The 26,423-nt window shown below is 68.8% G+C and carries 25 protein-coding genes and 1 riboswitch; of the genes, 11 read left to right on the top strand and 14 right to left on the bottom strand.

Annotation, left to right across the window (positions count from 1 at the left end; genetic code table 11):
- Positions 1–53: 53 nt before the first annotated feature.
- Positions 54–1,028: an aldo/keto reductase gene (locus H512_RS0111895; protein ID WP_026783644.1), complete on the bottom strand. Its 975-nt coding sequence runs from the start codon at positions 1,026–1,028 to the stop codon at positions 54–56.
- A gap of 316 nt (positions 1,029–1,344) precedes the next feature.
- Here H512_RS0111895 and H512_RS23715 point away from each other — a divergent pair, with 316 nt between their 5' ends.
- Positions 1,345–3,015: a glycoside hydrolase family 13 protein gene (locus H512_RS23715; RefSeq protein ID WP_036791423.1), complete on the top strand. Its 1,671-nt coding sequence runs from the start codon at positions 1,345–1,347 to the stop codon at positions 3,013–3,015.
- Positions 3,016–3,025: 10 nt separating this feature from the next.
- On the opposite strand, the gene H512_RS26970 is transcribed toward H512_RS23715, so the two are convergent.
- The 5 genes from H512_RS26970 to H512_RS23705 all read right to left on the bottom strand — a co-directional run bounded on the left by H512_RS26970 (position 3,026) and on the right by H512_RS23705 (position 8,472).
- A complete protein-coding gene (locus H512_RS26970) occupies positions 3,026–3,406 on the bottom strand; it encodes a rhodanese-like domain-containing protein (RefSeq protein WP_053239801.1) in 381 nt (126 codons plus the stop codon).
- 311 nt (positions 3,407–3,717) lie between these two features.
- Positions 3,718–3,948, bottom strand: a complete 231-nt coding sequence (locus H512_RS0111880; RefSeq protein WP_425414176.1) for a YbdD/YjiX family protein — start codon at positions 3,946–3,948, stop codon at positions 3,718–3,720.
- Positions 3,914–6,010 carry a carbon starvation CstA family protein gene (locus H512_RS23710; RefSeq protein ID WP_053239799.1) on the bottom strand — a complete coding sequence of 699 codons (2,097 nt, stop codon included), beginning with the start codon at positions 6,008–6,010 and terminating at the stop codon, positions 3,914–3,916. The genes H512_RS0111880 and H512_RS23710 overlap by 35 nt, the downstream gene beginning before the upstream one ends.
- Positions 6,011–6,544: 534 nt before the next feature.
- Complete coding sequence (gene cysE, locus H512_RS0111870; protein WP_026783641.1) at positions 6,545–7,405, bottom strand: serine O-acetyltransferase; 861 nt, start codon at positions 7,403–7,405, stop codon at positions 6,545–6,547.
- Positions 7,406–7,530: 125 nt separating this feature from the next.
- On the bottom strand, positions 7,531–8,472 hold the full coding sequence (locus H512_RS23705; protein ID WP_053239798.1) for a LysR family transcriptional regulator: 942 nt from the start codon (positions 8,470–8,472) through the stop codon (positions 7,531–7,533).
- A 121-nt stretch (positions 8,473–8,593) separates the two neighbouring features.
- On the opposite strand from H512_RS23705, the gene H512_RS0111860 reads away from it, so the two are divergent.
- Entirely contained in the window at positions 8,594–10,093 is a 1,500-nt protein-coding gene (locus H512_RS0111860; RefSeq protein ID WP_036791420.1) for a CoA-acylating methylmalonate-semialdehyde dehydrogenase, read from the top strand.
- Here the strand turns inward: H512_RS0111860 and H512_RS0111855 are convergent, their stop codons facing one another.
- Positions 10,094–10,702, bottom strand: coding sequence for an anthranilate synthase component II (locus H512_RS0111855; protein ID WP_026783639.1), 609 nt, complete (start codon positions 10,700–10,702; stop codon positions 10,094–10,096).
- A complete protein-coding gene (gene pabB / locus H512_RS0111850) occupies positions 10,699–12,090 on the bottom strand; it encodes an aminodeoxychorismate synthase component I (RefSeq protein ID WP_026783638.1) in 1,392 nt (463 codons plus the stop codon). Before pabB ends, H512_RS0111855 begins: the two co-directional genes overlap by 4 nt.
- A gap of 195 nt (positions 12,091–12,285) precedes the next feature.
- Here pabB and H512_RS23700 point away from each other — a divergent pair, with 195 nt between their 5' ends.
- From H512_RS23700 to ribH, 7 genes are all read left to right on the top strand, one after another.
- A complete protein-coding gene (locus H512_RS23700; protein ID WP_053239797.1) occupies positions 12,286–13,059 on the top strand; it encodes an ABC transporter permease in 774 nt (257 codons plus the stop codon).
- Positions 13,052–13,798: an ABC transporter ATP-binding protein gene (locus H512_RS23695; RefSeq protein WP_053239796.1), complete on the top strand. Its 747-nt coding sequence runs from the start codon at positions 13,052–13,054 to the stop codon at positions 13,796–13,798. The genes H512_RS23700 and H512_RS23695 overlap by 8 nt, the downstream gene beginning before the upstream one ends.
- Entirely contained in the window at positions 13,789–14,751 is a 963-nt protein-coding gene (locus tag H512_RS0111835) for an ABC transporter substrate-binding protein (RefSeq protein WP_026783637.1), read from the top strand. The genes H512_RS23695 and H512_RS0111835 overlap by 10 nt, the downstream gene beginning before the upstream one ends.
- A gap of 80 nt (positions 14,752–14,831) precedes the next feature.
- Positions 14,832–14,983, top strand: a riboswitch (FMN riboswitch).
- Between the two features lie 91 nt (positions 14,984–15,074).
- Positions 15,075–16,070 carry a bifunctional diaminohydroxyphosphoribosylaminopyrimidine deaminase/5-amino-6-(5-phosphoribosylamino)uracil reductase RibD gene (ribD, locus tag H512_RS0111830; protein ID WP_036791417.1) on the top strand — a complete coding sequence of 332 codons (996 nt, stop codon included), beginning with the start codon at positions 15,075–15,077 and terminating at the stop codon, positions 16,068–16,070.
- A gap of 6 nt (positions 16,071–16,076) precedes the next feature.
- Positions 16,077–16,685, top strand: a complete 609-nt coding sequence (locus H512_RS0111825) for a riboflavin synthase (RefSeq protein WP_026783635.1) — start codon at positions 16,077–16,079, stop codon at positions 16,683–16,685.
- On the top strand, positions 16,661–17,869 hold the full coding sequence (locus H512_RS0111820; protein ID WP_026783634.1) for a bifunctional 3,4-dihydroxy-2-butanone-4-phosphate synthase/GTP cyclohydrolase II: 1,209 nt from the start codon (positions 16,661–16,663) through the stop codon (positions 17,867–17,869). The genes H512_RS0111825 and H512_RS0111820 overlap by 25 nt, the downstream gene beginning before the upstream one ends.
- A gap of 7 nt (positions 17,870–17,876) precedes the next feature.
- A complete protein-coding gene (ribH, locus tag H512_RS0111815; protein WP_026783633.1) occupies positions 17,877–18,332 on the top strand; it encodes a 6,7-dimethyl-8-ribityllumazine synthase in 456 nt (151 codons plus the stop codon).
- Positions 18,333–18,393: 61 nt separating this feature from the next.
- On the opposite strand, the gene efeO (H512_RS0111810) is transcribed toward ribH, so the two are convergent.
- The 6 genes from efeO (H512_RS0111810) to hutF all read right to left on the bottom strand — a co-directional run bounded on the left by efeO (H512_RS0111810) (position 18,394) and on the right by hutF (position 25,164).
- Complete coding sequence (gene efeO, locus H512_RS0111810; protein ID WP_026783632.1) at positions 18,394–19,212, bottom strand: iron uptake system protein EfeO; 819 nt, start codon at positions 19,210–19,212, stop codon at positions 18,394–18,396.
- A gap of 36 nt (positions 19,213–19,248) precedes the next feature.
- Entirely contained in the window at positions 19,249–20,556 is a 1,308-nt protein-coding gene (efeB, locus tag H512_RS0111805) for an iron uptake transporter deferrochelatase/peroxidase subunit (protein ID WP_026783631.1), read from the bottom strand.
- Positions 20,557–20,561: 5 nt separating this feature from the next.
- Positions 20,562–21,740 carry an iron uptake system protein EfeO gene (gene efeO, locus H512_RS0111800; protein ID WP_026783630.1) on the bottom strand — a complete coding sequence of 393 codons (1,179 nt, stop codon included), beginning with the start codon at positions 21,738–21,740 and terminating at the stop codon, positions 20,562–20,564.
- Positions 21,741–21,742: 2 nt separating this feature from the next.
- Complete coding sequence (gene efeU, locus H512_RS0111795) at positions 21,743–22,588, bottom strand: iron uptake transporter permease EfeU (RefSeq protein ID WP_026783629.1); 846 nt, start codon at positions 22,586–22,588, stop codon at positions 21,743–21,745.
- A gap of 314 nt (positions 22,589–22,902) precedes the next feature.
- Positions 22,903–23,682 (bottom strand): ABC transporter ATP-binding protein, encoded by a 780-nt coding sequence (locus H512_RS0111790; protein WP_026783628.1) that lies wholly within the window; start codon positions 23,680–23,682, stop codon positions 22,903–22,905.
- A gap of 105 nt (positions 23,683–23,787) precedes the next feature.
- Entirely contained in the window at positions 23,788–25,164 is a 1,377-nt protein-coding gene (gene hutF, locus H512_RS0111785) for a formimidoylglutamate deiminase (RefSeq protein WP_026783627.1), read from the bottom strand.
- 102 nt (positions 25,165–25,266) lie between these two features.
- Here hutF and hutC point away from each other — a divergent pair, with 102 nt between their 5' ends.
- Both hutC and H512_RS26345 read left to right on the top strand, forming a co-directional pair.
- Positions 25,267–25,995 (top strand): histidine utilization transcriptional repressor HutC, encoded by a 729-nt coding sequence (gene hutC, locus H512_RS0111780; RefSeq protein ID WP_026783626.1) that lies wholly within the window; start codon positions 25,267–25,269, stop codon positions 25,993–25,995.
- A gap of 174 nt (positions 25,996–26,169) precedes the next feature.
- On the top strand, positions 26,170–26,423 hold a 254-nt coding region (locus tag H512_RS26345; protein WP_036791456.1), incomplete at its 3' end, for a transposase.

Raw genomic sequence — 26,423 nt, 5'->3', positions numbered from 1 at the left:
AAGCAAAGCCCGTCCGGCCGCCGCTGTCCATCGGCAAGGCGACTATGCCGCCCTCAGAAACCCTTCACCATGAAGGTTTCATAGGGCGCTTCGAGCGCGGCGATCTCCTCGGCGTCGAGCGTCAGGTCGACGGCGGCTATGGCATCGTCGAGGTGGCCCATGCGGCTGACGCCGACGATCGGCGACGTCACGCCCTTGACCTGCAGCACCCAGGCCAGCGCCACCTCGGCCATCGAGCGGCCGCGCGCTTTGGCTACCTGTTCCACGGCGGCGACCACGGCCGGGGCGTTGCCCTCGGTGCGCTCGTACATGCCCTTGTTGTGGCGGTCGGTGGTATTGCGCTTGGTTTCGGTGCCCCAGGGCCGGGTCAGCTTGCCGCCGCCGAGCGGGCTCCAGGGGATGACGGCAACGCCCTGATCCCGGCAGAGCGGCAGCATCTCGCGCTCCTCCTCGCGGTAGACCAGGCTGAGCTGGTTCTGCATCGAGGCGAACCTGGTCCAGCCGTTCATCTCGGCGGCGTGCTGCATCTTGGCGAACTGCCAAGCGTACATCGACGACGCCCCGATATGCAGGGCCTTGCCGGATTTCACCACCTCGTCGAGCGCTTCCATGGTCTCCTCGACCGGCGTGAACGGGTCGAAGCGATGGATCTGGTAGAGGTCGACATAATCGGTGTCGAGCCGCTTCAGGCTGTTGTCGATCTCCGACAGGATGGCCTTGCGGGAGAGACCACGGCCGTTCGGGCCGGGCCGCATCGGGAAGAACACCTTGGTCGCCAGCACGATCTCGTCGCGCGGCGCCAGCTCCTTCAGGATGGCGCCGGTGATCTCTTCGCTGGTGCCGGCGGCATAGACGTTGGCGGTGTCGAAGAAGTTGATGCCGGCTTCCCAGGCACGGCGGAACAGCGGCCGCCCCTCGTCGAGGCCGAGCACCCACGGCCGCTCCTCCATCACCTCGCCGAAGGACATGCAGCCGAAGCAGATGCGGCTGACCTCGAGACCCGACTTTCCGAATCGAGCGTATTGCATGACGTTTCCTCCTCGCGGGCGGCGCCGTCGGTCCACCGGCCGGCGGACAACACCTCGCCGGGGCGGCCGGCGGCCACCCTCTCGCGGTCGACAGTCAACCGCCACCGCTTTGATCCGTCAAATGGATTGTCGAGACGATATTGATCTCGATCCAAGAACCATCAGCCCATCCAATGCGCTTTGAATGTCACTTTCGTCGCTTTTTGCGCGCTGAAACAGACTGGCGGCGACCCTTCGCCCTCGCCGGGATGAATCGTTTTTGGTAGAAGGAGGAACGGAAGCGCGCCCGGAGCGGCGCCGGGACAGGGAGAGGATCATGTCGGAGAACGAAGGAACCATCCGCCATCGCTGGTGGAAGGAGGCGGTCGTCTACCAGATCTATCCGCGCTCCTTCCAGGATTCCAACGGCGACGGCATCGGCGACATCAAGGGCATCGTCACGCGGCTCGACTATCTCAAGGGTCTCGGCGTCGACGTCGTCTGGCTGAGCCCGCATTTCGATTCGCCCAACGCCGACAACGGCTACGACATCCGCGACTACCGCAAGGTGATGGCCGAGTTCGGCACGATGGCCGACTTCGACGCCCTGCTCGCCGGGCTCAAGGCGCGCGGCATGCGTCTCATCATCGACCTCGTCGTCAACCACACCTCCGACGAGCACGCCTGGTTCGTCGAGAGCCGCAAGTCGAAGGATAATCCCCACCGCGACTTCTACATCTGGCGGCCCGGCCGCGGCGACGGCCCGCCCAACGACTGGCGCTCCTATTTCTCCGGCTCGGCCTGGACGCTCGATCCGGCCACCGGCGAATACTACCTGCACCTTTTCGCCGACAAGCAGCCCGACCTCAACTGGGAGAACGATCATGTGCGCGCCGAGGTCTACGACCTGATGCGCTTCTGGCTGGACAAGGGCGTCGACGGCTTCCGCATGGATGTCATCCCGATGATCTCCAAGGAGCAGGACTTCCCCGACTATCCGCCGGAGCACCGCGAGCGCACCGAGTATTACCATGCCGTCGGCCCGCGCCTGCACGAGTTCCTTCAGGAGATGAACCGCGAGGTGCTGTCGAAATACGACGTCATGACGGTGGGCGAAGCCTTCGGCGTCACGCCTGAACAGACGCCCGACCTCGTCGACGAGCGGCGCGGCGAGCTGAACATGATCTTCAACTTCGACGCCGTGCGCATCAACAACGACGGCCGCCGCTACCAGCCGTGGACGCTGCCCGAGTTGAAGGCCGTCTACACCCGCCTCGAAGAGCGGACCGACGCCCATTGCTGGAACACCGTCTTCCTCTCCAACCACGACAACCCGCGCCTCGTCAGCAGCTTCGGCGACGACGAGGAACCCTGGCGCGTTCCCTCGGCCAAGTTGCTGGCCACCATGCTGATGACGCTGCGCGGCACGCCCTTCGTCTACCAGGGCGACGAACTCGGCATGACCAACTACCCGTTCACCGCCGTCGAGCAGTATGACGACATCGCCGTGCGCAACGCCTGGAAGGCCGAGGTGCTGACCGGCCGCGTCGCCGCCGCCGACTTCCTCGCCGACATGGCGCGCACCAGCCGCGACCATTCCCGCACGCCGATGCAGTGGAGCGCCGCGCCGAACGGCGGCTTCACGACGGCCCAAAAGGCGTGGCTCGCCGTCAATCCCAACGCCGCGACGATCAACGCCGAGGCGGCGCTGGCCGACCCCGGCTCGATCTATCATCATTATGCCAGGCTCGCCGGTCTCCGCCGGTCGCATCCGGCGCTCATCTACGGCGATTTCGTCGATGTCGCGCCCGAGCATCCGAGGCTCTTCGCCTACACGCGGACGCTCGACGACGAGGCCTATGTCGTGCTGCTCAACTTCTCGCGCCAGCCGGTCGACGTCGATCTTCCGGGCATCGAGATCGGCGACCTCGTCCTCGGCAACCTCGCCCCGCCCGCCGACGCCCGCCGCCTCGCCGGCTGGGAGGCGCGCATCCACCGCCGGCGCTGAGACGGCGACATCACGGCCCGGTGACCACCGGGCCGTTCTTTTCCGTCCACTCGATCATGCTGCCGGGATAGAGGCCGACATCGGTGCGGCCGGTCGCCTCGACGATGGACAGCGCCTCGCCGGCCCGCCGGCCGGAGCGGCACATCAGCACGACAGGGACTTTCGACGGCGGCGGCAGTTGCCCGGCCTTGAAGGCGGAAAGCGGCAGGTTGACGGCGCCGGGGACGTGCCCCGCCGCGAACTCGTCGGCCTCGCGCACGTCGACGAGGTGGATGCGGTTGGACATCAGCCCCGCCTGCACCTGATCGAAGCTGAACACCTCGCCGGCCAAGGCCGGCCCGACGACGGCGGACATCAGCCCGCCGAGAAAAACCAGAACCGCAAGACGCATGACCCATCCTCCCTGGCGCGCCTTCGGGGGCCGCGCCTTCCGACAAGACATGGGGTGCGGCGCGGCCAGAAAAAGACCGGCCGGCCCGCACGCCGGACACCGACAAAAAGCGGCGCCGGCTTCCTCCCCCAAGGAAACCGGCGCCGCGCCGAAGGCGCCTCCGTCGGAGACCATCCTGGAATTGCCGTCCGGAAAGTCGGCCGGCCCGGCTTTTGAGACCCGGAGCGCGGCGGACATATGGGGTCCGCGAGCACCGGAAACGCAAGACGTCGGGCCGGACGACCGCCCTGGCGGCATTCGCAGGCGGTCTCTCAGCAGCAGCGGAACACGCCGCCCGTGGAGCCGCCGCCGTAGCGGCGCTCCTGGCTGTTGCGGAAGAACTCCTCCCTCGTCATCACCGGCTGGTCCGGATGGTTGGCTTCCCGATGGGCGACATAGGTGTCGTAATCGGGAACGCCGACCATCAGGCGCGCCGTCTGGGTGAGCTTCTGGCCCACCGCGCGCGGATCAGGCAGCCTGAGGCCGCACAGACAGTTCATCATCACCCACCTCGATGGCGGTCGGCTTCTGCTGGCGCAGCGCCTTCAGCATCGCCTGCACGCCGAACACCAGCATGCCCACGACAATGACCATGAAGATGGCGGTGAGCGCCGCGTCCACCCACTGGTTGACGATGACGCGCTGCATCTCCTCCACCGTCTTGGCCGGAGCGAGGATGGTGCCTTCGGCCATCGCCTTGGAGAAGCGGTTGGCCTGGGCGATGAAGCCCACCGCCGGACGGCCGTCGAACAGCTTCTGCCAGCCGGCGGTCAGCGTGCAGATGGCCAGCCAGACCAGCGGCACGATCGTCACCCAGGCGTAGGCCTGCCGCTTCATCTTGAACAGCATCACCGTGGCGAAGGCGAGAGCGATCGCCGCCAGCATCTGGTTGGCGATACCGAACAGCGGCCACAGCGTATTGATGCCGCCAAGCGGATCGACCACGCCCTGGTAGAGGAAGTAGCCCCAGGCCGCGACGGCGAGCGCCGTGGCGACGAGATTGGCCGTCCAGCTATGGGTCTGGCGGAACGACGGGACCGCCGTGCCGATCAGATCCTGGATCATGAAGCGGGCGACGCGCGTGCCGGCGTCGACCGTCGTCAGGATGAACAGCGCCTCGAACAGGATGGCGAAGTGATACCAGAAGGGCATCAGCGCCACGCCGCCGATGACGTTCGACAGGATGTGCGCCATGCCCACGGCGAGCGTCGGCGCGCCGCCGGCCCGCGACAGGATGGTCGCCTCACCGACGTTCTTGGCCATGTCGGTCAGCATGTCCGGCGTGACGGTGAACAGCGGGTCCCAACTGGAGATCACCTGCGCCGCCTGGTCGGCGGTGGTGCCGATGACGCCCGGCGCCGTGTTCATGGCGAAGTAGACGCCCGGCTCGATCACCGAGGCGGCGATCAGCGCCATGATGCCGACGAAGCTCTCCATCAGCATCGCGCCGTAGCCGATGAAGCGGAGCTGCCGCTCGTTCTCGATCATCTTCGGGGTGGTGCCCGACGAGATCAGCGAGTGGAAGCCGGAGATGGCGCCGCAGGCGATGGTGATGAACAGGAACGGGAACAGGTTGCCGGAGAACACCGGGCCGGTGCCGTCGACGAACTTGGTCAGCGCCGGCATCTTCATTTCCGGCATCACGAAGACGATGCCGATGGCCAGCGCCAGGATGGTGCCGATCTTCAGGAAGGTCGACAGGTAGTCGCGCGGGGCGAGCAGGAACCACACCGGCAGCACCGAGGCGACGAAGCCGTAGCCGATCAGGATCAGCGCCAGCGCCTCGCCCTTGTAGGTGAAGAGCGGCGCGAGCGTCTCGCTTTCGGCCACGGTGCGGCCGAAGACGATGGCGAGCAGCAGGAGCACCACGCCGATGGCGCTCATCTCGCCGATGCGGCCCGGCCGGAAGAAGCGGCTGTAGAGGCCCATCAGGATGGCGATCGGAATGGTGGCGAACACCGTGAAGGTGCCCCACGGGCTGCCGGCCAGCGCCTTGACGACGATCAGCGCGAGCACGGCGAGCAGGATGATCATGATCATCAGGATGCCGATCGAGGCGACGACGCCGGGCACCACGCCAAGCTCGGTCTTGATCATGTCGCCGAGCGACCGGCCGTCGCGGCGGGTCGAGGCGAACAGGATGACGAGGTCCTGCACCGCGCCGGCGAACACGACGCCGGCGATCAGCCACATGGTGCCGGGCAGGTAGCCCATCTGCGCCGCGAGCACCGGGCCGACCAGCGGGCCGGCGCCAGCGATGGCCGCGAAATGGTGGCCGAACAGCACGTATTTGTCGGTCGGAACGTAGTCGAGACCGTCGTTGCGGCGCACGGCCGGCGTCCGGCGGGCGGGGTCGGCCCCCAGCACGCGATCGACGATGTAGAGCGCGTAGAAGCGGAATGCGACGAGATAAGTGGCGACGGCGGCCACAACCAGCCACAGCGCGTTGATGGTCTCACCGCGGCTGAGCGCCACGACTGCGAGAGCCACGGCGCCGACGACGGCGATCACGATCCATACAAGCCACTCCCTCGGTGATCGAGGAGTCTTGGCGACTGCTGACATGCTTTCCTCCTGGCAGAACCCCACCAAGGAGGGCGGAAACGGCAGGCAAATCCACGCATCGCCGGCACGAACGTGCCGGGCGCCGAACGGCCCGATTGCGCTTCAGAGTCCCCTACCCTAGCCCGCCGCCTTCCCCGCTCATGCCGCCTCCTCCCCCTGAGGACGCCGGACCGGGCAGAAAATGGCGGCAGCCGCCCCCCACGGCAGCCTTTCGCTTTCCTGAAACGATGCGAACACTGACTGGATTATTGTATCCCGACCTCCGCGACAAGGCGAAGAAACGGTTAACGCGCACAGTTTCCCATAGCAAATAGGCTAAGAAATCCGCGGAATTCCGGGGTTGACGCCAGCGTTTACGCCGGTCGCCGCACCGCTGGCCGCCGTTCGTCATCGATTCAAAGCGTGATGACGGATACGTCGAACGCGCCATTTACCGGACAGGCGAATCCGCCCCCGGAGACCGTTTCCGAAAATCGCTCCGATTTTCGAAAGTCGGATCGGACGGCCGCCAGATCGCAATCTCAGAACGGTCTCTCAGATCACCCAGGTGAAGGCGGAATAGTCGCGCTCGGTCAGCATCTGGTCCATGTTGCGGGCCGGGTTGGCCGGCGCGTCGCCGAGGACGATGCGGGCCGGCGTGCCGACGGCCGTCGAATGGGCCGGCACCGAGGTCGTCACCAGCGAGCCGGCGGCGATCTTGGAATAGGCGCCGATCTCAACCGGTCCGAAGATCTGCGCGCCGGCGCCGATCATCACGCCGGTGCGGATGGTCGGATGGCGCTTGCCGGTGTGGGTGCCGGTGCCGCCCAGCGTCACGTCCTGAAGGATGGACACCTCATCCTCGATCTCGGCCGTCTCGCCGATCACCACGCCGGTGGCGTGGTCGATGAAGATGCCCCGCCCGAGCAAGGCGCCGGGATGGATGTCGGTCTGGAACACCGACGACGAGCGGCTTTGCAGCACCAGCGCCATGTCGCGCCGGCCGGCCAGCCACAGATGATGGGCGACGCGGTGCGTCTCGATGGCCGAGAAGCCCTTGAAGAACAGGAACGGCTCGATCAGCCGGCCCGACGCCGGGTCTCGCTCCACCACCGCCTTGAGGTCGGCGTGGACGCCTTCGAGGATGGACGGCTCGGCGTCGATCGCCCTCAGCACCGTGCGGGAGATCGTCTCGGCCGACAACTCGTCGCCGCCCAGCCGCTGGCCGAGGCGGGTGGCCAGCGCCGTCGCGAGGTCGGGCTGGTCGAGAATTGTCGAGACCATCAGCGAGGTCAGCGCCGGCTCGCGGGCCATGGCAGCTTCCGCCTCGCCGCGCAGACGGTGCCAATGGAGGTCGATCGCCGCCGAACGGCCGCTCGTCGCCTCGCCTCTCCACAGCCTCGGCGCCCTGTCCATGCGACCCTCACGCGGATAACTTGATCGGTTCACGGCATTTTATACGAAAGTCGATGCGGCGCCAAAGCATGGGCTTGTGCCCTCGCCGTCACGAATAGATGTGAATTCTATTATCGGCGGATTTATTAGAAAGATATTTCGTCTTCGCCCGGCTCGGGAGGCGACGATGCCTCGGGCTGGCCATAGGGCTGGAAATGCCGGCGTTGCCGGCGGAAGGTCTCGACCAGATAGCGGCGGCAGGCGGCGATGGCGGCGATCGCGGTGGCGCCAGGGTGTCCGACCAGCCAGTAGGTACGGGCAAAGCCCACCTGCGGCAGGATGCGTTCGAGGCCCGGCGCATCCACCGCCACGAAGTCGTGCAGCACGCCGATGCCGGCGCCGGACCGGATCGCTTCGAGCTGGCTGGTGGCGCCGGCGCAGCGGTAGAGCCGCCTGGAGAAAGCCTGCAAGGTCGCCGTGTAGTCGAGCGCCGTCGAATAGGTGTAGTCGTCGATGCCGGTGACCAGCAGGTGGCCGTTGAGGTCTTCGGGGGTCGTCGGCCGGCCGTGGCGGTCGAGATAGCTCGCCGCCGCGTAGACGCCGAGCGTGTAGTCGACGAGCTTGCTGGCGACCAGCCGGCCGGCCGTCGGCCGCGCCAGCTCAATGACGAGATCGGCCTCGCGACGCGATACCGAGAACTTCAACGGCAGCGGCACCAGCTCCACCGTGACGCCGGGATGCCGCGCCGCGAACAATCCCAGTTCGCGAGCGAGGAAGCTGTTGCCGAGACCATCGGGCGCGCCGACGCGCACCGTACCGGACACCTCGGTCGCGCCGGCCACCACCGCCGCCGTCGCCGACCGCGCCTCGATCTCGATGCGCTCGGCCACCGGGATCAGCCGCGCGCCGGCCTCGGTCAGCACGCAGCCGGTCGGCCGGCGCTCGAACAGCGCCGTCCCGAGCGCCGCCTCCAGCGCGTCGAGCCGACGGGCCACCGTGGTGTGGTTGACGCCGAGCCGGCGGGCGGCCGCCGAAAGCTGACCGCCGCGCGCCACGGCGAGGAAGACGCGGAAGTGATCCCAGTCCATGCCTGCACATTAACGCACAACCATTGTCCGGGCCAGCATATTGCCGCAGAGCGGCCTTCGGGTGTTTCATCGCCTCCAGCGCGCCGCAAGACGCGCATCAAACCGGAGGGATATCAGGGAAATGACGACGATCGCTCACTTCATCGACGGCCGGCCGACCATTGGCGCCTCGGGCCGCTCGGCCCCGGTGTTCGATCCGGCCACCGGCGCCGAGACGGGGCGCGTGGCGCTGGCCGACGCGGCGGACGTGCGCGCCGCCGTGGCGGCCGCCAGGGCGGCCCAGCCGGCCTGGGGGGCGACGACGCCGCTCCGCCGCGCCCGCATCCTCAACCGCTTCCTGACCATACTGGAGGCGCGGGTGGACGAACTGGCCGCCGCCATCACCGCCGAGCACGGCAAGGTGCTGAGCGATGCCAGGGGCGAGATCCGGCGCGGCATCGAGGTGGTGGAATTCGCCACCGCCGCGCCGGAGCTTCTGAAGGGCGAGTTTTCGGAGAATGTCGGCACCCGCGTCGACAGCCACTCGCTACGCCAGCCGCTCGGCGTGGTCGCCGGCATCACGCCGTTCAACTTCCCGGCCATGGTGCCGATGTGGATGTTCCCGGTGGCCCTAGCCTGCGGCAACGCCTTCATCCTGAAGCCGTCCGAGCGCTGCCCGAGCGCCGCGTGTCTGATCGCCGGCTGGCTCGCCGAGGCCGGCCTGCCGAAGGGCGTATTCCAGGTGGTGCAGGGCGACAAGACCGCCGCCGACGCCCTGCTCGCCGACCCCGACGTCGCCGCCGTCAGCTTCGTCGGCTCGACGCCGGTCGCCCGCCACATCTACGAGACGGCCACCCGTAGCGGCAAGCGCTGCCAGGCGCTCGGCGGCGCCAAGAACCACATGGTGATCATGCCCGACGCCGACCTCGACCAGGCCGCCGACGCGCTGATGGGCGCCGCCTACGGCTCGGCCGGCGAGCGCTGCATGGCCATCTCCATCGCCCTGCCGGTCGGCAAGGCCACCGCCGACGCGCTGGTCGCCAGGTTGACCGAGCGGGCGGAGAAGCTGGCCATCGGCCCCGGCAGCGATCCGGCGTCGGATATGGGGCCGCTGGTGTCGAAGCCGCATCTTGAGCGGGTGCGCGGCTATATCGACACCGGCGTCGAGGAAGGCGCCAAGCTGGTGCTCGACGGCCGTGGCTTCGTCCGCTCCGGTCACGAGAACGGCTATTTCATCGGCGCGACGCTGTTCGACGACGTCACGCCTCGGATGCGCATCTACCGCGAGGAGATCTTCGGCCCGGTGCTCGGCATCGTCCGCGTCGACGACTTCGACACCGCCATCCGGCTGATCAACGAGCACGAGTTCGGCAACGGCACCGCCATCTTCACCCGCGACGGCGGCGCGGCGCGCGAATTCGCCACCCGCATCCAGGCCGGCATGGTCGGCATCAACGTGCCGATCCCCGTGCCGATGGCCTTCCATTCCTTCGGCGGCTGGAAGGCGTCGCTGTTCGGCGACCATCACATGCACGGCGCCGAGGGCGTGCGCTTCTACACCCGCCTGAAGACGGTGACGAGCCGCTGGCCGACCGGCGGCCGCCGCGCCGGCGCCGACTTCATCATGCCGACCATGGAGTGATCAGACCGGCGACAGCGGGGCGGCCGGCCGACGCTCCGCCCGCCCCGGCAGGCAGGCGAGGAAGTTGGCGAACAGCCGATGGCCGCCCTCGGTCAGCACGCTTTCCGGGTGGAACTGCACGCCATGGGTCGGATGCTGGCAATGGGCGATCGCCATCACGTCGCCGCCCGGCGCCCGCGCCGTGACGACGAGCGGCGTGCCGTCCGCCACCTCGACGGCCAGCGAATGGTAGCGTCCGACCCGCAGCGGGCTCGGCAGGCCGGCGAACAGGCCGGAACCGTCGTGGGCGACCGGCGATGCCCGGCCGTGCATCGGCTCCCTGGCCGGCACGATGCGCGCCCCGAAGGCGGCGCCGATGCACTGATGGCCGAGGCAGATGCCGAGGATCGGCAGCTTGCCCGAGAAGACCCGCACCGCCTCGACGGCGACGCCTGCCTCGCCGGGGCCGCAGGGGCCGGGGCTGATGACGATCGCCTCCGGTTCGAGCGCTTTCAGGCCGGCGACGTCGACAGCGTCGTTGCGCAGCACCCTGACCTCCTCGCCGAGTTCGACAAGGTAGCGGGCGACGTTGCCGACGAAGCTGTCGTAGTTGTCGAGCACGACGATCATGCCGGCCTCCGGAAGGCGTCGAGGAGGCGCCGCGCCTTCAGTTCGGCCTCCTCGAATTCGGCGGCCGGATCGGACAGGAGCGTGATGCCGCCGCCGGCGGCCAGCGACGCCCTGTTACCGGCAAAGGTGGCGGTGCGGATGGCGATGTTGAAATCGGCCGAACCGTCGAAGCCGAGATAGCCGATCGCCCCGCAGTAGACGCCGCGCGGCGCGTGCTCCAACTCGGCGATGATCTCCATCGCCCGGATCTTCGGCGCGCCGGTGATCGAGCCGCCGGGGAAGACGGCGGCCAGCGCCTCCACCGCCGTCCGGCCGCCCTTAAGCTCGCCGGTCACCGTCGACACCAGATGGTGCAGCGAGGCATAGGTCTCGACCTCGCAGAGCCGCGGCACCTTCACCGTATGCGGCTTGCAGACGGCCGAGAGGTCGGAGCGCAGGAGATCGACGATCATCACGTTCTCGGCCCGGTCCTTGTCCGATGCGGCGAGAGCCGTCGCGAGCGCCGCGTCCTCGGTCGGATCGGCGGCGCGGCGCGCCGTGCCCTTGATCGGCCGCGTCTCGACGTGGCGGCCGCGCACGGCCAGCAGCCGCTCCGGCGACGACGAGGCGATCCGCACGTCGCCGTGGTCGAGGAAGGCGGCGAACGGCGCCGGATTGGTCGCCCGCAACGCCCGGTAATAGCCCCAGGCGTCGAAGCCGGCCGGCAGGTCGAGGTCGATGCGGCGGCTGATGTTGGCCTGGAAGATGTCGCCGGCGAGGATGTAGTCGCGGGTTCGCGCGACGGCCGCCTCGTAGGCGGGCCGGTCGAGGTTGGTCGTGAACGCGGGATCGGCGAGGCCGGCGAACGGCGCCTCCGGCGGTGTCGGCCCGTCGATCAGCGCCAGCAATTGGTCCGCCCGCTGCCGCGCCCGTCGCTCACGGCGCGCCCGATCCGCTTCCGGCCAGCCGGTGGACAGCACGAAGGCGCTGTTATCCACGAGGTCGAAGGCGACAATCGCGTCGTAAAAGTGCATCTCCAGCTCGGCGATGCCGTCCGGCGGCGGCGGCACCGTCGGCAGACGCTCGAGCCGCCGGCCGAACTCATAGGCGACATGGCCGATGGCCCCAACCTGGAACGGTGGCAGCCCCGCCATCGTCGGCTGCCGGTAGAGCGCCAGACGCCGGCTCAACTCATCGAGCGCCTGCCGGCCCGGCGCCACCTCCTCGCCATTCCAGAACGTCCACCCGTCCGCGACGCGCAGCGTGCCGAAGGGATCGGCGGCCACGAAGGCGTGGCGACCAAGATCGGCGTCGACCAGCGCGCTGTCGAGAAAGGCGAAGCCCGGCAGCGGACGCAAGCGCCGCGCCACGGCCAGCGGATCGATGGATTCGAGGGGAATGACGATCATCGGACGCCCTTGCCGGCCCATCCGGCCTTGCGCGGCGGCGGAACCTCTGCCACCGGAATGTCCGGCCTGCCCCCGGCGGGCGGCCGCAACCCGATCCGGTATAACGCGTATCTCAACCAGTTGAAACTATTTATGATTTGCATTCTCAACAATGGCCTCCTAGCGTCGAGGACATAGACTTTGGATGTAAGACCGATGCCGGCCCGCCGTGCCCTCACTCCCGTTGCCGTGTTCGCGAGCGTCGTGCTCGTCTGGTGGCTGGCCGGCCGGCTCGGCTGGACCAACGCCTATCTGTTGCCGGCACCAAAGGCGGTGGTTGCCGCGCTCACCGATCTCGCCGCCTCCGGCGCGCTCGTCAAACATGCGCTGACCAGCATCCAGCGCGTGCTGCTGGGTTTCGCGCTGTCGACGGCGCTGGCGGTGCCGCTCGCCGTGCTGCTGTCGGCCAGCCGACCAGCCCGCACGGTGATCGACCCGCTGCTGGAATTCGTCCGGCAGGTGCCGCCGCTCGCCCTGATTCCGCTATTGATTCTCTGGCTCGGCATCGGCGAGGCGCAGAAGCTCGGCATCATCGTGCTCGCCTCCTTCTTCCCGGTGTTCCTCGGCCTGCGCGGCGGCATCGCCGGCGTCGATCCCCGGCTGATTGAAGTCGGCCGCGTCGCCGGCCTCTCCCGCCGCGACATCCTGACGCGCATCGTGCTGCCGTCGGCGCTGCCCGAGCTGGTGGTCGGGCTCAGGATCAGCCTCGGCTATAGCTGGCGGGCGCTGGTCGGCGCCGAGCTGATCGCTTCGTCGGCCGGCCTCGGCTACATGATCATCGACGCCGAGAACCTCGCCCGCACCGACATCGTGCTGGCCGGCATCCTGGTGATCGGCATCCTCGGCCTTCTCTCCGATCTCCTGCTGCGCCGCCTGATCGGCCACGCCTTCCCCTGGCTCTCCGCCGATCTGGAGGCCGCCCGTGCTTGAGGTGATCGACGCCAGCCGCCGCTACGAGGTTGCCGGCCGCACGGTCCTCGCCCTCGACGGCGTGACGCAACGCTTCCCCGTCGGCACGATCACCGCCATCGTCGGCCGCTCCGGCTGCGGCAAGACGACGCTGCTGCGCCTCCTGGCCGGCCTCGCCGAGCCGAGTTCGGGCGCCGTCCGCCGCGCTCCCGCCGCCGGCATCGGCGTCGTCTTCCAGGAAGCGCGGCTGATGCCCTGGCTCGACGCCGCCGCCAACGTCGCCTTCCCGCTGAAGGGGCGGCTCGGCCGGGCCGAGATCGACGCCCGCGTCGACGAAGCCCTGGCCCTCGTCGGCCTTGCGGACGCACGGCGCGCCCTGCCCGCCCAGCTCTCCGGCGGCATGGCCCAGCGCGTCGCCATCGCCCGCGCCTTGGCGCAGCGGCCCGACGTGCTGCTGCTCGACGAGCCCTTCTCGGCACTCGACGCCTTTACCCGCCGCACCTTGCAGCGCGTCCTCGTCGACGTCTGGCAGGCGCGTCGGCCGACCGTCGTGCTGGTGACGCACGACGTCGAGGAGGCCGTGCTGCTCGGCGAAAGCGTGCTGGAGCTGGAGGCCGGCCGCGTCGTCGGCCGCGTCGCCGTCGATCTGCCCTTCCCGCGCGAGGCCACCGACCCGGCCGTGGTCGAGCTTCGCCGCCGCATTCTCGCCCGTCTGGTCGGCGAGCCCCATTCGGACCCCAGGAGGAAGCCATGCACCTGATATCCCGCCTCGCCCTTGCCGCCGCCTTCGTCGCCGGCACGCTGTCGCCGGCGCTCGCCGCCGATCCCGACGCCTTGCGCGTCACCTATGTCACGGCGCCGTTCAACGTGCCGTCGATCGTCGAGAAGCACGAGGGCATCCTCGACGCCGATCTGGCGGCGCGCGGCATCAAGGTCGAGCGTCCCGAGATCACTTCCGGCGCCAAGCAGACCGAGGCCATCGCCGCCGGCGCCATCGACGTCGCCTCGGTGCTGGGCGGCGCCTCGGCCATCCTCGCCAAGGCCAACGGCGTCGACGTACGCATCGTCGCCGTCTACTCGCGTTCGCCCAGGGCCTTCGCGCTGATGACCCGCGCCGATGGCCCGGCGACGCTTTCCGACCTCAAGGGCAAGAAGATCGCCGGCCCCAAGGGCACCACGCTGCATCAGTTGCTGGCCGCCGCCCTCGCCTCCACCGGCCTTACGATAAATGACGTCGACTACATCAACATGGACCTGCCGACCGCCCGCGCCGCGCTGCTTTCCGGCGAGATCGACGTGGCGACGCTGGCCGGCGCCAACGCCATCGCCGTCGAGAAGGCCGGCGGCAGGACGCTGGTCACCGGCGACGGCCTGATCCACCCGACCACGGTGATCGCCGCCTCCGGCACGTTCATCGACGCGCACCCCGACCTCGTCGCCGCCTATCTCGCCGCCCACCGCAAGGCGCTCGACTTCATGGCCGCCAAGCCGGAGGAGGCGCTGAAGATGGCCGCCGACGAGCAGAAGATCTCCATCGAGGACGCCGAGGCGCAGCTGCCGCTCTACGATTTCACGCCGACGCTGACCGACGCCGACATCGTCAACCTCGAGGCCGACCAGGCGTTCATGATCGACAACGGCATGTTGCAGAAGGACAAGGCGATCGACATCCGCAAGGACCTCGTGGCGCCCGTCGCCTTCGCAGCGAAGTGATCTCGCCTACGTGAACGATCCGGCCTTGCAGGGCCGGATCGTCATGCCTATGCTTTCCGATGCTGCCCGTCACGGGCGGCGAACGTTCTCGGGGCGGGGTGCAATTCCCCACCGGCGGTAATCGCGCCAAGGCGCGTCAGCCCGCGAGCGCCTGTTTCCTTCGGGAAACGGGGTCAGCAGACCCGGTGTGATTCCGGGGCCGACGGTATAGTCCGGATGGTAGAGAACGGCCGACGCCAGAGGTGCGCCCTCCGTCACGGGAGTGCGCTCGCCTTGGCGTCTGCCTGCGCCCCGATGCGTTCGATCGATGGATCGAGGACCGCATGGGCGCATCGAAACACCCCGTCACTTCCCTGCCGGCCGGCATCATCGCCGATGCCTTCGGCCGCGCCGTCGCCGCCGCGACCGACTACGCCGGCGCCACGGCGCCCAACCCGCCGGTCGGCTGCGTCCTGCTCGACGCCGCCGGCGAGGTTCTTGCCGTCGAGGCGCACCGCAAGGCCGGCGACCTGCACGCCGAGGCACGCGCCATCGCCGCCTGCCGGGCGGCCGGCAGCGCCCTTCGCATCCACACGATCGTCGTCACGCTGGAGCCGTGCAACCACCACGGCCGCACGCCGCCCTGCACGGACGCCATCCTGTCGACGCCGGCCCGCCACGTCTGGATCGCCGGCCGCGATCCCAACCCGCGTGTCGCCGGCGGCGGCGCGGCGCGCCTCGCGGCAGCCGGCCTCTCCGTCGGCTGGCTGGCCGGTCTCGACCATGCCGACGCGCCGCGCCTCGCGGCCGAGGCCGAACGGCTGATCGCACCTTTCGTGAAATGGTCGACCACCGGCCGGCCCTTCGTCACCGTCAAGCAGGCGCTCGACGAGACCGGCTCGATGATCCCGCCGCCGGGACACAAGACCTTCACCTCGGAAACTTCGCTGACGCTCGCCCACCGGCTGCGCCGCCGCGCCGACGCCATCCTGACCGGCGCCGGCACCATCCTTGCCGACGATCCGGAATTCACCGTCCGCCGCGTTCCCGACCATCCGGACAAGCGGCGCCTCCTCGCCATCCTCGACCGCCGCGGCCGCGTGCCGGCCGACTATCTGACGGCCGCCGCCCAACGCGGTCTGCGGCCGCTGGTCTTCGCCGAACTCGACGAGGCGCTCGCTCGCCTCGGCACCGAGGGCGTCCACGAGGTGCTGGTCGAGGCGGGACCGACGCTGACCGCCGCCGTGCTGGCCGCCGGCCTCTGGGACGAGCACGTCGTCATCGCCAAGGGCGATCCCGACCGCATCACCATTCTCCGCAACCACGACAGGAAAGGCTGAATACTCATGTTTTCCGGCATCATTGCCCGGACTGCCAAGGTCCGGACGGCCGAAACCACCGGCGGCGCGCTGGTGATCGTCATCCCCACCGGCTGGCCCGATCTCGACCTCGGCGAGAGCATCGCCGTCAACGGCGTCTGCCTGACGGTCACCGAGATGGACGAGGCCGGCACGGCCCGCTTCTTCCTCTCGCCCGAAACGCTCGACCGCTCCAACCTCGGCCGACTGATCACCGGTTCGCGGGTCAACCTCGAACGCTCGGTGGCGCTCACCGACCGCCTGTCCGGCCACATGGTGCAGGGCCACGTCGACGGCAAGGCGCGGCTCGCCGCCGTGACGCCGGACGGCGACGCCCGCCGCCTGGAGTTCGACCTGCCGGCCGGCCTCGCCCGCTACTGCGTCGAGAAGGGCTCGATCTCGCTCAACGGCATCAGCCTGACCATCAACAGCATCGAACCGGCGCCGGACGGCGCCCGCATCGGCATCACCATCATCCCGCACACCTGGGACAACACCAACCTTTCCGCCGCCGGCATCGGCGACGAGATCAACGTCGAGGTCGACGTCATCGCCAAATATGTGGAGGCCCTATGCAAGCCCTATCCCGCGCCCTGAACCGGCTGAAGGCCGGCGGCATGGTCCTGCTGGTCGACGACGAGGACCGCGAGAACGAGGGCGACCTCGTGGTCGCCGCCGAGTTCGCCACCCCCGAGGCCATCGCCTTCATGGCCAGGAAGGCCTGCGGCCTGATCTGTCTGGCGCTGACCGGCGACCAGGTCGACCGGCTCGGTCTCTCGCCCATGGTGGCGATGAACCGCGCCCGCCGCTCCACCGCCTTCACCGTCTCGATCGAGGCGCGCGACGGCATCACCACCGGCATCTCGGCCTATGATCGGGCGCATACCATCTCCGTCGCCGCCGACCCGGCTGTGGCGCCCGGCGCCATCGTCTCGCCCGGCCACGTCTTCCCGCTCAGGGCCGCCGACGGCGGCGTGCTCGCCCGCAACGGCCACACCGAAGGGGCGATCGACCTCGTCCGTCTCGCCGGGCTGAAGCCGGCCGCCGTCATCTGCGAGGTGATGGGCGTGAGCGGCCACATGGCCCGCCGGCCCGAACTCGACCGCTTCGCGAAAGAGCACGACATCCCCGTGCTGACCATCGCCGAGCTGATCGAGTATCGCTGGGCGACCGAACGGCTGGTCGAGGAGGTGGCGAGCGCCGACCTCCCGACGGCCTATGCCGACAGCGTGCTGCGCGTCTCCGCCTTCCGCAGCGTCATCGACGGCGGCGAGCATCTGGCCATCGTCCGTCGCCCCTTTGGCAACACGCCGCTGGTCCGCGTCCATTCGGAATGCCTGACCGGCGACGCGCTCGGCTCGCTGCGATGCGACTGCGGCCCGCAGCTTCACGAAGCGCAACGGCTGATCGCCGCCGACCCCGAAGGTGGCGCGGTGATCTACCTGCGCGGCCAGGAGGGGCGCGGCATCGGCCTCGCCAACAAGATCCGCGCCTATGCCTTGCAGGACGGCGGCTTCGACACGCTCGACGCCAACACCGCCCTCGGCCTGCCCGCCGACGCCCGCCACTACGGCATCGCCGCGCAGATCCTGAAGGCGCTCGGCGTCACACGCCTGCGCCTTCTCTCCAACAACCCGGCCAAGGCCGAAGCGCTCACCGGCTACGGCATCGAGGTGGCCGGACGGGTGCCGCTGGTCATCCCGCCCAACCCGTTCAACCGCCGCTACCTCGCCACCAAGGGCGAGCGCTTCGGCCACAACCTCTGCCAGCATGAAACCTGAGGAGACCATGACAGCTTCCCCCACCCCGCCGCGCCTTGCCGTCGTCGTCAGCCGCTTCAACCGGGAGGTGACCGAGGGCCTGCTCGCCGGCGCCCGCCGCGAGCTTGCCGAGCGCAGCGTACCGCTCGCCGAAGCGGACATCTTCCCCGCCCCCGGCGCCTTCGAGATCCCGCTGCTCGCCAGGACGCTGGCGGAAAGCGGCCGCTATGACGGCGTGATCTGTCTCGGCTGTGTCATCAAGGGCGACACGGCGCATTTCGAGTTCATCAGCCTCGGCGCCGCCACCGGCCTGATGCAGGCGATGCTGACCACCGGCGTGCCGATCGCCTTCGGCATCCTCACCACCTACACCGACGAGCAGGCGCTCGTCCGGAGCCGCGCCGACGCCGCCAACAAGGGCCGCGAGGCGGCCGCCGCCTGCGTCGAGACGCTGGAAACGCTGGCGCGGATCAGGGCGGCCTGACCGGCGTGCAAAAGGCGGCGGCCCGTCCGGACCGCCGCCGCCATCATTTCGGCAATGAAGCTCAGTCGAGGCCCAGCTTGCCGCGCAGGGTCGAAAGATCCTCGGCCAGCGTGTTGACCGCCGCCGCCAGCACCTTGCGGTCGTCCTCGGAGAGCTTGTCGTAGGTGACGTAGCCGTCGCCGTCCTTGTACTTCAGGAGCGTCGTGTCGACGGTGTCGAAATTGGCATCCACCGTCTTCAGGAAGTCGGCCTCCTTGTCGGCGATCAGCGGCCGCACCAGCTCGACGATCTTGCGGGCGCCGTCGAAGTTGCCGCGGAAGTCCCAGAGGTCGGTGTGGCTGTAGCGGTCTTCCTCGCCGGAGATCTTGGTGGCCGCCACTTCCTCCATCAGCACGGCGGCGCCGCCCACCACCTTCTCGGGCGGGAAGGTCAGCGAGGCGATGCGGCTTTCCAGTTCCTTGACGTCGGCCAGGAGCTTGTCGGCCACCGGCTCCAGGCCCTCGGTGGAGTTCTTCTCCCACAGGCCGTATTCGATGCGGTGGAAGCCGGGGAACTCCGGATCGGCCTCGGCCTTCTCGTAGTCGTCGGCGCGCGAGTCGATGGCGACGTCGAGGTCGGAGAACAGCTCGGCGATCGGCTCGATCGCCTCGTAGGAGACGCGCGTCGGCGCGAACAGCGCCTTGGCCTTGTCAACCTCGCCGGCCTTGACGGCGGCAACGAAGGCGGTGGTGTCCTCGACGAGCTTGGCGACGTTCTCCGAAACGTAGATCTTGTACTCGGCGATCGGCTCGACGAGGTCGAGGCTGGCCTCCTGGGCGAAGGCGCCGGAGGAGAGGACGAGCGCCAGCGCCGAGGCGCCGGCAAAGCTGGAAATGCGCATGCTTTCAGTCTCCCTTCATGAAAATCTCTGCGTGAGTCAAGCGCCGCGCGCGGCGGCGATCAGCGAACTGCCGACAAGGTCGGCAGCGTCGCGAATTCCCGGAAGCGTGAAGAAATAGCCGCCGCCGACCGGCTTGATGTATTCCTCGAGCGGCTCGCCATTGAGCTTCCGCTGCACGGTGATGAAGCCGCGATCGAGATCGGCCTGATAGCAGATGAACAACAGGCCCTGGTCGAGCTGGCCGGACCTGGTGACGCCGTTGGAGTAGTTGAACGGCCGCCGCAGGATGGTGTTGGCGCTGGCCGCCGCGTCGCGGGGGTTGGCGAGGCGGATATGGGCATCATGGGGCGTCGCCCTGCCCTCGGGATCGGCGGCATAGTCGGGCACGTCGAACTCGCTGCCATCAGGCTTGTCGAGTGGCGCGCCGCTCATCTTGGCGCGGCCGAAGATCCGCTCCTGTTCGCCGAACGGCGTGCGATCCCAACGCTCGACGAAGTTGCGGATGATGCGTACCGCCTGATAGCTGCCGCCCGTCGCCCACGCCGGCTCGCCGTCCTCCGGCCCCACCCAGACGACGCGGTCCATCTCGGCGGCATCGGAGGAATCCGGGTTGGCCGAGCCGTCGCGGAAGCCGAGGAAGTTGCGGGCGCTCTCGGCGCGGCCGTCCGGACCCGGCAGGACCACCGGCACGTTGCCCTCCTGCTTCCATTTCAGGATCAACTGACGGCTGGTCGCCTTGATGATGTCCCTGAGCGCGTGGATCGTCGTGTCCTGCGTGTTGGCGCAGATTTGCAGCGACAGGTCGCCGTGGCAGATGTCGGCGTCGAGCGCGTCGTTGGGAAAGCGCGTCATGCGCTGAAGATGCGTCGGCTTCAGGGCCTTGAGCCATGGCCGGTCATCGAACAGCGAGGCGCCGAGCGACACGGTGACGGTGAGATTGTCCGGGTGGACCACCGGCCCCAGCAGGCCGGAATCGGGCGGCGGCAGCTTGGGATCGAGCATCGGCACCGGGCCGCCGGTGGTGAGGAAGGCGATGCGGGCCGTCAGCGTCCGGAACAGGGCTTCGAGTTCGTCGACGTCGCGGGCCAGCACGTCGAAGCTCGCCACCATGCCGTTGGCCGGCCGCGGGTTGACGACGCCGGCCTGATGCACACCGACATAGGGGACATGGTCGAGCTGCGAGGCGGCGTTGGCGACCGGCGCGTCGGCGACCGAGTGATGCTCCGTCTCGGCGCGGGCGGCGCCGGTGAGCGAGCCGCCGATGGCGGCGGCGCCCAGCCCCTGCAACAGCCGCCGGCGGTCGAGGGAGCGGGGGGCGCGGCGGAGGTCCTTCGGATCGAGCATGACGCTTACTCCAGGCCGAGCGCCGGGTTGATCCGGTCGATGGCGGCGGCCAGCGCATCGAAGGAGGCGGCCAGCGTCTTGCGGGCGTCGGCCGGAACGTCGGCGTAGGTCGCCGCACCGGCGTGGCTCGCGATGTCGGCGCGGGTGGCGGCGAAGGCTTCGGTCACCGCCTTGGCCGTATCGGGCGAAGCCTCGGAGACGAGCGGCAGCAGCAGCGACACCGGCTTGTCGAGGCCGTCGACGGCGGCGGCGAATTCCGCGAGATCGTCGCCGGCATAGAGGTTGTCGCCGGAGATCACCGGCCCCTCGGCCAGCCGCCGCGCCTCGCGCGAGGCGTTGCCGGCAAGGTCGGCCGGCTCGAATTTCAGCGCCTTCAGCCGGTCGCGCAGCGTCGTGGCGTCGGCCGCCAGCCTGTCGGCGAAGGGTTCGAGGCCGTCCGTGGCGTTCTGCTTCCAGAGGCCGAACTCGATGCGGTGGAAGCCGATGAAAGCCGGGTCCTGCTCGCGGCCGGAGAGATAGGCGGCCACCGGGTCGATGGCGTTCTCGATGTCGGCGATGCGGCCGCTCACCGCCTCGACGTGACGGTAGGCGGTGCGGGCGTCGGCATAGGCGGCGAGCGCCGCCGCGACGTCGCCGGCCTTCACCGCCGCCGTCAGCGTGCCGGCCGACCGCGCCATCTGGCCAGATTGCAGCGCGAGGTAAACCTTGTATTCCGACAGCGGCCCGATGAAGGCTTTCAGCGGCGGCTTGGCCTTCTCGGCCTCGGAGTGCGCCGAGGCGGTCACCGTCAGCTTGCCGCGCGGGTTGGACAGGAGGCCGCAGGTGATGTCGTAGCTGCCGGGCTTCAGGCGGGCGGCCAGCTGCGACTTGAAGCCGGGCGCGATGTTCTCGCGCTCCTCGACCACCATCACACCGTCGAGGATCTCCCATTCGATCGGCCGGTCGGAGGCGTTCTCGATCTCGAACACGCTGCGGCCGGCCGGCACGGTCAGGTCCATCGGCTCGCATGCCTTGGCGCCGACGCGCACGGCGATCACCCCGGCCTCCACCGGCCGGGCGGCCTTCTGCGAGGCGAGATAGAAGGCGCCGCCGCCGAGCAGCGCCAGCACGGCCGCGCCGACGAGGGCAATAGTCACCAGTCGCGACGACGGGGCGCCGCCGCGTTGCGAATCGAGCGAAGACATTCTTACCCCTTCTCGGGCCCGGCGGCGGCCGGTCGGAACGACACCGGCCGCTCGGGTTTCAGGAACAGCGTCAGCGTCACCGCGAGGAAGACGACGTAGAGCACTGCCTCGCCCACCGTCGGCGCCTCCTGATAGTTGAATATGCCGGACAGCACGGTGCCGAGCACGCTCGACACCGGCAGCGTGTCGGACAGGTCATAGACGCGGGCCTGCAGGAGGTTCCAGAGACCGGCCTCGTGCAGGCTGCGCAGGCTGGCGGCGGCAAGGCCGGCCGCCACGACCAGAATGAACACGCCCGTCCAGCGGAAGAAGCGACGGAGGTCGAGCCGGATGCCGCCGCGATAGAGCGCATAACCCAGCACCACGGCAACGCCGACGCCGAGCAGCGCGCCGACCGGCGCCGCGGCGCCGGGGCTCTGCTGGAACACGGCGAGCAGGAAGAACACGGACTCGAGCCCTTCCCGCCCGACGGCGAAGAAGGTCATGCCGATCAGCGCCCAGGTGGCGCCTTTCGGTGCCTGCATGGCGGCGTCGATCGCCCCGTGCAGTTCGCCCTTGATCGAGCGGGCGGCCCGCCGCATCCAGAACACCATGCCGACGAGGACGCCCACCGCCACGAAGCCGACGACCGCCTCGAACGTTTCCTGCGCCTTCTGGGGAAACTCGGCGGCCATCAGTTGCAGCGCCGCGCCGGCGAACAGCGACAGCGCCACGGCGAGCAGCACGCCGACCCAGACCACCGGCAGATAGGCACCGCGCCCCGTCTGCTTGAGGTAGCTGGCGATGATGCCGGTCACCAGAGCGGCCTCCAGCCCCTCGCGCAGCATGATGAGAAACGGCGCCAGCACCCCGGCCTCCAGCATCTTGGAAAGTTGAGAGTGACATTCAATAATACGCAGTCTCTGTCAATAGGAAGACTACGTAAATCTGCGAGTCACTCGCAATTATGGCTGTCTACCGGCGCCACCCAGTCCGCCCCGATGCGTCATCCAGAATGTCTGCGATTGACTGGGAGCAGGACGCGACGCTGAACTCACTGCATGAACAGCAAACCTGATTCACTAGATGATCCAGGCCATTAAGCAGTTATATATCAATGAATTACGGGAAAATGTTCATGCGTCACGCGAGATGACTCAATGCATGAAGACGGCGTCGCCGCTCAGCCGGAAAAGCCGGCGACGAACTGCCGGAAGCGTTCGGACTCGGCGTTGGCGAACAGCTCCTCCGGCGCGCCTTCGGCCTCGACGATGCCCTGATGCAGGAACATCACCCGGTTGGAGACGCTGCGGGCGAAGGCCATCTCGTGGGTGACCACCAGCATGGTCCGGCCTTCCTCGGCGAGCGAGCGCATCACCTTCAGCACCTCGCCGACCAGTTCCGGATCGAGCGCCGAGGTTGGCTCGTCGAACAATAGCGCCTTCGGCCGCATGGCCAGCGCCCGGGCGATGGCGGCCCGCTGCTGCTGGCCGCCGGAGAGATGGGCCGGATAGTAGTTGCGCCGCTCGGAAAGGCCGACCTTGTCGAGCAGCGCCTCGGCCTCCTCGATGCACTCCGCTTTCGGCCGCTTCAGGACGTGCACCGGCCCCTCGATCAGGTTTTCCAGCACCGTCATGTGGGACCAGAGATTGAAGCCCTGGAACACCATGGCCAGTTCCGAGCGGATGCGGTCGACCTGCCGGCGGTCGGACGGCACCAGCAGGCCGTGACGGTTGCGGCGCATGGCGATGGTCTCGCCGGCCACCGACACCTCGCCCTCGTCCGGTCGTTCGAGGAAGTTGATGCAGCGCAGGAGCGTGCTCTTGCCCGAGCCGGAGGTGCCGAGGATGGAGATGACGTCGCCGTCCCGCGCATCGAAGGAGATGCCTTTCAGCACCTCGTGCGAGCCGAAGGACTTGTGCAGGTTGCGAACCGAGATCGCCGGCACCGGGGCGTCAGACATCACCGTCTCCTCATCCGCCGCGCGGCGGGCGACGCCTCTATAGCGCAGGCGGCGACCGAAGACGAACCGGGATGCGACGCTTCCGCCCGCCCATCCACCGGAAGATCAGGCACGCAGGCGGGTGAGCGCGGCGGCAAAGGCGGCGTCGATCTCGCCGTCGCGGGCGTGACGTCCCTCCCGGATCGTCCAGCGGCCGCCGACCATCACGTCGCGCACCGCCTGCCCGATGCCGCCGAACAGCCAGCGGCCGAGGATGGCGTCGCCGGTCTCGCCCGACAGATAGGGCGAGGCGCCGTCGAGCACCACGAGATCGGCCGATGCGCCCACGGCGATGCCGGCAACGGGCAGGCCCGCCGCCTGGGCGCCACCCGTCAGCGCGGCATCGTGCAGCGTGCGGGCGACCGAGGCACCCGCCGTCGACGCCAGCCGGTTGCGGCGGCGGTCGGCGAGGCGCTGGCCGTATTCCAGCAGCCGCAATTCGTCGACCACCGTGGTGCCGACGTGGCTGTCGGTGCCGATGCCGAAGCGGCCGCCGGCCGCCAGGAAGTCGACGGCCGGGAAGACACCGTCGCCGAGGTCGGCCTCCGTGGTCGGGCAGAGACCGACCACCGCACCGGAGGCGGCGATCATCCGCACTTCCGCCGTCGTCGTCTGCGTGGCGTGAACGAGGCACCAGCGGCTGTCGACATCGGCGATATCGTAGAGCCGCTCCACCGGCCGGCGGCCGGAATGGGCGAGCGAAGCCTCCACCTCGCGCTGCTGCTCGGCCACGTGGATGTGCACCGGCGCGTGATCCGGCACGGCGTCGAGGATGTTGGCGATCTCATCGCCGGTGGCCGCCCGGAGCGAGTGGATGGCGAGACCGAGCCGGGCTCCGGCCGTCCGGCAGGGCTGCACCAGCCGGTGGAGCAGCGTCAGGAAGCCGTCGACATCGTGGATGAAGCGCCGCTGGCCGGCCGTCGGCGCCGCGCCGCCGAAATCGGAATGGGCATAGAACACCGGCAGCAACGTCAGGCCGATGCCGCTGGTCGTCGCCGCCGACAGGATGCGCAGCGACATCTCGGCGGTGTCGTCATAGGGGCGGCCGTCGGCGCCATGGTGGAGATAGTGGAACTCGACGACGCGGCCGAAGCCGCCCTTCATCAGCTCGACCTGCAACTTGGCGGCGATCGCCTCGGCATCCTCGGGTGCCAGACGGGCGACGAGGTCGTACATCTTCTCGCGCCAGGTCCAGAAGCTGTCGTCGCCGCCAGCCGCCACGTCGGTCAGGCCGGCCATCGCCCGCTGGAAGGCGTGGCTGTGCAAATCGGCGAGCGCCGGCACCACCGGCCCGGCCAGCCGCTCGGCCTCGCCGGAGGCGGCGCCGCGCTTCAGCGAGGCGATCCTGCCGTCGTCGTCGATGCCGATCAGCACATCGCGCGCCCAGCCGTCGGAGAGCAGCGCCTTTTCGGCGAAACAGGAGAACTTGATGGAACCTGACATCTTGCCGTGGCAACCCCGCACTTGTACATACAAGGAATGTAGAGGAAATTCGCCGGACGGCAAGCCGTTTCCGCCGGCGCCTCGGACACGGAGAAGCGAGGGATGACCGACACCGCCAGCCGCCAGGCGCCGCCGCACTATGCCGCCGTCAAGCAGCTGATCCTCGACAAGATCGCCGCCGGCGAGTGGCAGCCGCACCATCGCATCCCCTCGGAGAACGAGCTGGTCGGCCAGCTCGGCCTCAGCCGCATGACCATCAACCGGGCGCTCAGGGAGCTGGCGGCCGACGGCGTGTTGTTGCGCATCCAGGGCCTCGGCACCTTCGTCGCCGAAGGCAAGAACCACACGTCGGTGTTCGAGGTGCGCAACATCGCCGATGAGATCCGCGAACGCGGCCACGCCCACGCGGCGCAGACGGTGGTGAAGGACGAGCTGAAGGCGACGCCCGAGCTTGCCGACGAACTCGGCATCGAACTCGGCTCGCCGGTGTTCCACTCGCTGGTCATCCACCTCGAGAACGACATCCCGGTCCAGCTCGAGGACCGGCACGTCAACCCGGCGCTGGCACCCGACTATCTGAAACAGGACTTCGCCGCCCGCACGCCCAACAGCTACCTGAGCGCCATCGTGCCCTGGACCTCGGCCGAACACACCGTCGAGGCAGTGCTGCCGGCGCCCTGGGAGGCGAAGCTGTTGTCGATCGGCCGTGGCGACCCCTGCCTGTCCATCCACCGCCGCACCTTCTCCGGCGACCGGGTGGTCACCTCGGTCCGCCTGTTGCTGCCCGGCGGCCGCAGCCGCATCCGCAGCCGCCAGACGGCGGGGGGATAAAAGGCCAGGCGCAACGCATTGGAGCTGAAGCCCTCGGAGCCACACTCTTCGCCGCCGATGGCGGACAAGGCAGGCGATACAGAGTAACAAGCGAGACGCTAGGCTGCGTTGACAAAAGGGATTCCCAAATCAGCCGAGGTTTGATTCAAGGGTTCTTCTTCGGAGGAGGTTCCCTTGGGCTATCCGAGCGATGTGAGCGACGCTGCGTGGGCGATCATTGAACCTCTGTTGCCTTCCGAGCGAGGGCGGTGGGCGCGACCCGCCCAGGACAATCGTCGATATTTCAATGGGATGATGTGGATCATGCGCGCCGGCTCTCCCTGGCGATATCTTCCGCCCGAATACGGCAAGTGGAATTCGGTTTATGTCCGCTTTCGCCGTTGGGCCGAGGGTGGCGTCTGGGATGGCATCCTCGAAACGCTGGTCGA

This window comes from Pleomorphomonas koreensis DSM 23070, from assembly GCF_000425185.1.
GTDB lineage: Bacteria > Pseudomonadota > Alphaproteobacteria > Rhizobiales > Pleomorphomonadaceae > Pleomorphomonas > Pleomorphomonas koreensis.
This window is presented reverse-complemented; position numbering and strand designations above follow the sequence as displayed.

Excerpts from the sequence above, each read along its gene's own strand:
- H512_RS0111895 (WP_026783644.1), bottom strand. The coding sequence starts at position 1,028 with ATGCAATACGCTCGATTCGGAAAGTCGGGTCTCGAGGTCAGCCGCATC.
- H512_RS23715 (WP_036791423.1), top strand. The coding sequence starts at position 1,345 with ATGTCGGAGAACGAAGGAACCATCCGCCATCGCTGGTGGAAGGAGGCG.
- H512_RS26970 (WP_053239801.1), bottom strand. The coding sequence starts at position 3,406 with ATGCGTCTTGCGGTTCTGGTTTTTCTCGGCGGGCTGATGTCCGCCGTC.
- H512_RS0111880 (WP_425414176.1), bottom strand. The coding sequence starts at position 3,948 with ATGATGAACTGTCTGTGCGGCCTCAGGCTGCCTGATCCGCGCGCGGTG.
- H512_RS23710 (WP_053239799.1), bottom strand. The coding sequence starts at position 6,010 with ATGTCAGCAGTCGCCAAGACTCCTCGATCACCGAGGGAGTGGCTTGTA.
- cysE (WP_026783641.1), bottom strand. The coding sequence starts at position 7,405 with ATGGACAGGGCGCCGAGGCTGTGGAGAGGCGAGGCGACGAGCGGCCGT.
- H512_RS23705 (WP_053239798.1), bottom strand. The coding sequence starts at position 8,472 with ATGGACTGGGATCACTTCCGCGTCTTCCTCGCCGTGGCGCGCGGCGGT.
- H512_RS0111860 (WP_036791420.1), top strand. The coding sequence starts at position 8,594 with ATGACGACGATCGCTCACTTCATCGACGGCCGGCCGACCATTGGCGCC.
- H512_RS0111855 (WP_026783639.1), bottom strand. The coding sequence starts at position 10,702 with ATGATCGTCGTGCTCGACAACTACGACAGCTTCGTCGGCAACGTCGCC.
- pabB (WP_026783638.1), bottom strand. The coding sequence starts at position 12,090 with ATGATCGTCATTCCCCTCGAATCCATCGATCCGCTGGCCGTGGCGCGG.
- H512_RS23700 (WP_053239797.1), top strand. The coding sequence starts at position 12,286 with ATGCCGGCCCGCCGTGCCCTCACTCCCGTTGCCGTGTTCGCGAGCGTC.
- H512_RS0111835 (WP_026783637.1), top strand. The coding sequence starts at position 13,789 with ATGCACCTGATATCCCGCCTCGCCCTTGCCGCCGCCTTCGTCGCCGGC.
- ribD (WP_036791417.1), top strand. The coding sequence starts at position 15,075 with ATGGGCGCATCGAAACACCCCGTCACTTCCCTGCCGGCCGGCATCATC.
- H512_RS0111825 (WP_026783635.1), top strand. The coding sequence starts at position 16,077 with ATGTTTTCCGGCATCATTGCCCGGACTGCCAAGGTCCGGACGGCCGAA.
- H512_RS0111820 (WP_026783634.1), top strand. The coding sequence starts at position 16,661 with ATGCAAGCCCTATCCCGCGCCCTGAACCGGCTGAAGGCCGGCGGCATG.
- ribH (WP_026783633.1), top strand. The coding sequence starts at position 17,877 with ATGACAGCTTCCCCCACCCCGCCGCGCCTTGCCGTCGTCGTCAGCCGC.
- efeO (WP_026783632.1), bottom strand. The coding sequence starts at position 19,212 with ATGCGCATTTCCAGCTTTGCCGGCGCCTCGGCGCTGGCGCTCGTCCTC.
- efeB (WP_026783631.1), bottom strand. The coding sequence starts at position 20,556 with ATGCTCGATCCGAAGGACCTCCGCCGCGCCCCCCGCTCCCTCGACCGC.
- efeO (WP_026783630.1), bottom strand. The coding sequence starts at position 21,740 with ATGTCTTCGCTCGATTCGCAACGCGGCGGCGCCCCGTCGTCGCGACTG.
- H512_RS0111790 (WP_026783628.1), bottom strand. The coding sequence starts at position 23,682 with ATGTCTGACGCCCCGGTGCCGGCGATCTCGGTTCGCAACCTGCACAAG.
- hutF (WP_026783627.1), bottom strand. The coding sequence starts at position 25,164 with ATGTCAGGTTCCATCAAGTTCTCCTGTTTCGCCGAAAAGGCGCTGCTC.
- hutC (WP_026783626.1), top strand. The coding sequence starts at position 25,267 with ATGACCGACACCGCCAGCCGCCAGGCGCCGCCGCACTATGCCGCCGTC.